The sequence below is a fragment of the Streptomyces sp. NPDC059455 genome (genome assembly GCF_042750115.1).
GTDB lineage: Bacteria > Actinomycetota > Actinomycetes > Streptomycetales > Streptomycetaceae > Streptomyces > Streptomyces endocoffeicus.
The window spans coordinates 1-5,687 of record NZ_JBHYVB010000337.1 but is presented as its reverse complement, the minus strand read 5'-3'; the positions used below and the strand labels follow the sequence as shown (position 1 = coordinate 5,687).

The following is a 5,687-nucleotide window of genomic DNA, read 5'->3' as shown; positions in this document are numbered from 1 at the left end:
ACCCCACACCCACCCCCACACCCCCCCTCTAGACTCATTCCCGGGGGGCGCCGCGCCGGGGCCCCCCCCCCCCCACAACCTGCTTCGTCCCTCAGGTTCTCACCACGTTTTGCGTGAGCGCGCCTCGACGACCAGGTCGGGGTCGGGAACCTGTCGCTTGGCAGCGACGGTGGCAAGCATCTGTTGCGAGAAGTGGAAACCGAAGTCTTCGGCAACGAGCTTGCGCCAGGGGCGAGACACGATGTTGTGGGTTGCCCAGCGGGCGAACCGCGGGCGCTTCATGATGTCGCCTGCGATCCCCCACGCCTTCGGCAGGAGCTCCTCACGCGGAAGTACGTCGCTGACGAGCCCGTAGTCGAGTGCTTTCCGCGCGGGGATGGAGCGGCCACTGTAGATGTCGTAGGCCGCCCGCTTCGTGCCCATCAGGTGCTGCAGGGCGAGCGAGAGTCCGTCTCCCGGCGCGGTGCCCGCCATGAAGTGCGGGTCCATGAAGTCTGCGTCTTCCGCGGCCAGAGTGATGTCGCAGAGTAGCGCGAACTCGGTGTGGATCCCGGGACCGTTTACCGCCGCGATCGTCGGGATGTCGAGGTTGTTGACGAAGTTCTCGATCAGCTTCCACGCATCGATGGTCTGCTGAAAGATGTAGTCGGGCTCCTCGTCGACGATGGGCCGTGGCCACGTCTCCTCGGGGTCGCCTCGGAACCAGGTCTCGCCGGTGCCGGTCAGGATGAGGACATGGTTGTCGGGGTCGTTGCCCACGTCCTGCCACACCCGGTTCCACGCGTTGTGGGCGGCCCAGTTGTGGATGTACGGACCTCCGTCAGTGTGGAGCCGAAGCTCGATGATCCCGTTCTCCCTGCGCATCTTGAAGAAGGCGGCGTACTTCTCTGAGTACTCTTCATATGCGGTCGGTGGAACGTGGCCTTCCCAGCGGGGGTCTGACATGGTCGCCAAGGTCGTCCTCCTTCGTCAGCGCCGGGATACCGACGCTCTCGCACTAATGCGAAGATCATTACTCCGCGAGGAAGCGGCATGACCGGCAATGCAGGAAAAATCCCCAGAAGCCAACCGCGATGAAGTTTGACGTCAGGCAGGCGCGCCCTTCTGCCGCAATTCGGCCAGCGTCACGAGCTCCACGCTGGCACTCAAAGGGCATCGCGAGTTGCGGCGTCTGGAATCTCCGCACGGAGCCACGTCAGGATGCTTCGGCACACTGCACGTGAACAGCCGCATGCCCGCCACAACATCAACCCTTTCCCGTAACATAGAGTCAAGTCTTATGTGTCATTTGGACGAGAGTCGGCAGGACTACGACCTCGATGAGCTCGATCGGCGGCTCATCCATGCCCTCCAGATCAACCCGCGAGCACGCTGGGCTGCGCTGGCGCCGATTATCGGGGTCGACGCGGTCACCCTCGCCCGGCGCTGGGAACGCATCGTCGAGGCTGGCATCGCATGGGTGTCCGGACATCCCGGCCCAGAGCTGAGGGGGCCGTCGGCCATACTGGAAATCGAAGCCCACCCTGCCGCCACGCTCGGTCTCGCACAGGAGATCTCGGCGGACAGTGAAGCGTTCACGGTGGACCTCACGGCCGGGGGACGCGAGATGCTCGTGCTGGTGGCCACATCAAGCATGGATGCCCTCACGGAGTATTTGATGACGCGGGTACCGGCACTTGACGGGATTCGGGCGGCCCGGGCCCACTTGTTCACGTCGCCCTTCGTGGACGGAGGTCAGTGGCGTCTTCGCTCCCTGTCAGCCGACGAGATCGCTGCGGTAGAGCGGACCATCGAGGTCTCGCGATCCCCGAGGGGCCGCGTCGACTCTCAGCTGGAAGACCAACTCCTTCGCCTCCTGGGTTCGGACGGCAGGGCGACAGTGGCTTTCCTGGGGCGGGCCGTCGGCGTGGGCCAACGTCGGGTACGGGATGCGGTTGCGGCCATGACTGCACAAGGGCGGTTGGACACCCGCCTGGATATGGCAAAAGCGCAATCAGGTCGCCCGGTTCATGCGTGGTACTTCCTCCGTGTCCCTGCCGCGCTCGTGCAGCGCGTCGGGTCGGTGCTCACGCGTATCGGCGAGATCCGCCTCGCGGTTTCAACTGTCGGACAGTACAACCTCATCCTCGCCGTGTGGTTGCCGACGCTGGCTGACGTGCAGCGGCTCGAGGCCGTCCTCGAGGAGAAACTTCCCGGCGTCAGCATCGCCGACCGTTCCGTCGTGCTGCGCACGGTCAAGAAGGAAGGACACCGCCTCAATGCCCATGGGCACACCACTGGCGAATTCAGCCCTCTGCTGACCAATATGCCTCAGTCAAACCCGTGTTTCGAGTGAAATCCTGCAACAGGCCGGGATCATTACACGCGCCGACTACCGTCCTGCTTCATGACCACTTCGACAGCTCCTGTCGGTGTCTTCGACCTGTTCACTATCGGGATTGAGCCCTCAAGTTCGCACACAGTCGGACCGATGAAGGCAGCCGCCGCCTTTGCGAAGGACCTACGAAGAGCGGACACGGCGGACAGCGTCGAATCAGTGCGAGTGGGGATATTTGGCTCGCTCACCGCGACCGGACGCGGGCACGGCACGTTCACCGCGGTGCTTCTAGGCTTGGAGGGTGCGAAATCAGCCAGGGCCGACTCCGGCGAAGTTGAGCGAAGACTGGCGGACGTCACGGAATCCGGCACGGTGAGCCTCGGCGCAGGGCAACGAATCCCCACCAGACCGAGGACTTCGTGCTGCGACCGTTGACCTTACGGCCTCGCCGCACGAACGCGTTGACGCTCACGGCATACGGCCATGCTGGCGTTGTTGTTCGATCGGACACGTACTACTCCCTCGGCGGCGGGTTCATTGTCCGCGACGGCGACGAGGGGCGCCCCTCCGGCGTGCAATCGACGTCGGTTCCACACCCGTTCCGCACGGCGGCGGAGCTGCTCGCTGTCTGCGACCAGACAGGTTCTCGCATCAGCGAAGTGATACGCGACAACGAACTCGCAGGGCGCTCGAGCGCCGACCTCAACCAGGGATTGCGAGAACCATGGCAAACGATGCGCACATGCGTCACCTCGGTTATATCGCGCGCAGGCGTGCTCCCTGGTGGCCTCGGTGTCCGTCGGCGAGCCGGTGCATGGGCGTCGCGATTGGGGCTGAACCTGTGATCCCGCTGCCGGCCTCGTACAGGTGCCCTGCATCGAACGCAACGCGATCGCTGCAGTGAAAGCGATCAACGCCGCGCGAATGGCGCTCTGGGGCGCCGGCAACCATCACGTCTGGCTGGACCCAGGTCATCGCCACCATGCGTGAGACCGGCGCAGACTGAACCACAAGTACAAGGAGACGGCCCTGGGCGGGCTGGCCGTCAACGTTGTCGAGTGCTGAAGCCGCGTCAGGCCCGCGCGCCCAACCTGCGCAGTCGAACATTCATGAAATGAGGAGCAATGGCAATCCGCACAGTCTTCAAGAATGGGACCGTCTTCGACGGAACCGCAGCAGGCATAGCCGACCTCGTCATCGAAGGCCGCCACGTCGTCGATGTCGGGACCGATCTGGACGGTGATCACGTTGTGGACTGCTCTGGAAAGTCGGTCCTCCCCGGGCTGTTCGACTGCCACGTGCACGTGATGACCCGAGACTTCAACCTCGCACGCGCCGAACAACAAGCCTTCTCCCTGCAGTATTACGAAGCAAAGCGCAACCTGTCGCTCCTGCTCGACCAAGGCATCACCTCTGCTCGAGATGCCGCAGGCGCAGACCTGGGGGTGAAGCAAGCGATCGCACAGGAACTCATCGAGGGACCGCGACTGCAGATCGCGATCTCGATGCTGTCCCAAACGGGCGGGCACGGCGATGTCCATCTCCCCTCGGGAGGTCGTCGATCGATCCCGATGATGACGGCACACCCTGGACGGCCCACCCCGATCGTCGACGGTCCGGACGGAGTACGGCGAGGAGTTCGTGAAGTCCTGCGCGCGGGAGCCGACGCAGTCAAGATCGCCACCACCGGCGGAGTCATGTCTCCAGGCGATAATCCCCGCCATGCCCAGTTTCGCGCCGACGAGCTAGCGGTGATCGTCGCCGAAGCCGCCGCGGCCGACACCTACGTATTCGCCCACGCGCAGGGGACCGAGGGAATCAAGGCAGCCTTGCGGGCCGGCGCCCGTTCCATCGAACACGGCTACTACCTGGACGACGAAGCAGTCGACCTCATGCTCGAGCGTGGCGCCTGGCTCGTTCCCACGCTGTCAGCAACACGCGCCATCATTGACGCCGCTGACAGCGGCGTACCGATCCCGGAAGAGAACGCCAACCTTGCCCGTGAGGCCGTCGAAGCGCATCAGGCGAGCTTCGCACTCGCCGTCCAGGCGGGAGTGAAGATCGCCATGGGGACCGACAGCCCGCCCTACTGGAGCCCGGCAGCGAGCAACCTCAGAGAACTCGCTCTGATGGTGAACTCCTCGTCGATGTCCGCGCTGGATGCCTGGCGCGCCACGACGTCGAGCCCGGCCGAACTCCTTCGATTCGATGCCGCCGGAAAGTTGGCAGCCGGCAAGCTCGCGGACGTGGTCGTCATCGCGGGCAGTCTGCCCGATCTCGACGACCTTCGCGGCCGGGTCCGTCAGGTGTGGCTCGACGGCACGCAGGTACGGTGACGCGTTGTGCGCATGCCCTCGATCAAGCCCAGCGAACTGACAGCCGAGCAGCGCTCGCTCGACAGTCACGTCCGACAACTCATGGCCGGGTTGCCCGCGCCGTTTACCTCAACTGATCCCGACGGCGCGCTGATCGGCCCATTCCCGGTGATGCTCCGTTTTCCCGGGCTCGCCCGCCCGCTGCTGGAGTGGTTCACGGCCGGCACCGGTGCCTCAGTCCTGCCCGCCCGGGTGCGCGAGGTCGCGATTCTCACCACGGGGTCGCGGTATGCCGCGGCCTACGAGCTGTACTCGCACTCCCGGGTTGCGCTCGACGTCGGTCTGCCGGAGGACATCATCGAGGGCCTGGTCGCGGGGCAGCGCCCGGCAGGCATGACCGCCGAGGAAACGGTCGCTCATGATGTGGCTGCCCGGCTGTACAGCGGCGCGCCTTTGCCGGGAGCGCTTTACCGAGCCGGGGTCCGCGCCTTCGGCGACTCCGGTACGGCTGAACTCGTCTTCCTCATCGCGCAGTATGCCGCCATCTCGGCGATCCTCAATGCGTACGACGTGCCACTGCCGCCCGACGGCGACTGACTGTGTGTCAGCGAGCTCTGGGACGGCAGACCGGGTGTCCGCCGCTTCCCTAAGGGCTGTCCCGTAACAGGGAGGCGCCTCCACACCAATCCCGGATCGAGGCGTGTCAGTGGCTGGTGACAGGATCCAGGGATGCTGATCAAAGGATACGACGACGGCTCGCTGGTTGCGGGCGAGTCACTGCTGGCCCTGCGGGTGCCGATACATCATCTGCGCAGTTCAGGCGGCGTGCCGGTACTGGTGGAGTGTTCCGCCGAGCCGGTCTCGTCTGTGGACTTCCAGGTGAGTGAGCTGGGCTTGTTGGGTGATGGGTGTGGCTAGTGGGCGGCATGGGGCGGCGTTTTTCAGGGCCCTGTGCGGGCGGTGTTCGTTGTAGAAGGATTCGTACTCGCGCAGGGCGTGGAGGAGGTGGCTCTGGTTCCAGATCAGGGTCCGGTCCAGGAGTTCGGTGCGGCAGG

The 5,687-nt window shown here is 64.9% G+C and carries 4 protein-coding genes and 2 pseudogenes; 4 read left to right on the top strand and 2 right to left on the bottom strand.

Annotated features, from left to right (window positions below):
- Nucleotides 1-99: 99 nt before the first annotated feature.
- Nucleotides 100-945, bottom strand: a complete 846-nt coding sequence (locus tag ACFXB5_RS51330; protein WP_385222438.1) for an enoyl-CoA hydratase/isomerase family protein — start codon at nt 943-945, stop codon at nt 100-102.
- Nucleotides 946-1,288: 343 nt separating this feature from the next.
- On the opposite strand from ACFXB5_RS51330, the gene ACFXB5_RS51325 reads away from it, so the two are divergent.
- The 4 genes and pseudogenes from ACFXB5_RS51325 (at nt 1,289) to ACFXB5_RS51310 (ending at nt 5,229) form a co-directional block, all read left to right on the top strand.
- Entirely contained in the window at nt 1,289-2,335 is a 1,047-nt protein-coding gene (locus tag ACFXB5_RS51325) for an Lrp/AsnC family transcriptional regulator (protein ID WP_385222426.1), read from the top strand.
- A 51-nt stretch (nt 2,336-2,386) separates the two neighbouring features.
- Nucleotides 2,387-3,382, top strand: a pseudogene (locus tag ACFXB5_RS51320) (serine dehydratase beta chain).
- Between the two features lie 59 nt (nt 3,383-3,441).
- Nucleotides 3,442-4,653 (top strand): amidohydrolase family protein, encoded by a 1,212-nt coding sequence (locus ACFXB5_RS51315; protein WP_385222424.1) that lies wholly within the window; start codon nt 3,442-3,444, stop codon nt 4,651-4,653.
- A 12-nt stretch (nt 4,654-4,665) separates the two neighbouring features.
- Entirely contained in the window at nt 4,666-5,229 is a 564-nt protein-coding gene (locus ACFXB5_RS51310; RefSeq protein ID WP_385222421.1) for a carboxymuconolactone decarboxylase family protein, read from the top strand.
- Nucleotides 5,230-5,448: 219 nt separating this feature from the next.
- Here the strand turns inward: ACFXB5_RS51310 and ACFXB5_RS51305 are convergent.
- Nucleotides 5,449-5,687, bottom strand: a pseudogene (locus ACFXB5_RS51305) (integrase); the annotation flags it as partial.

Bases quoted from the DNA above. Each gene is read 5' to 3' on its own strand.
- ACFXB5_RS51330 (WP_385222438.1), bottom strand. From the start codon at position 945: ATGTCAGACCCCCGCTGGGAAGGCCACGTTCCACCGACCGCATATGAA.
- ACFXB5_RS51315 (WP_385222424.1), top strand. From the start codon at position 3,442: ATGGCAATCCGCACAGTCTTCAAGAATGGGACCGTCTTCGACGGAACC.
- ACFXB5_RS51310 (WP_385222421.1), top strand. From the start codon at position 4,666: ATGCCCTCGATCAAGCCCAGCGAACTGACAGCCGAGCAGCGCTCGCTC.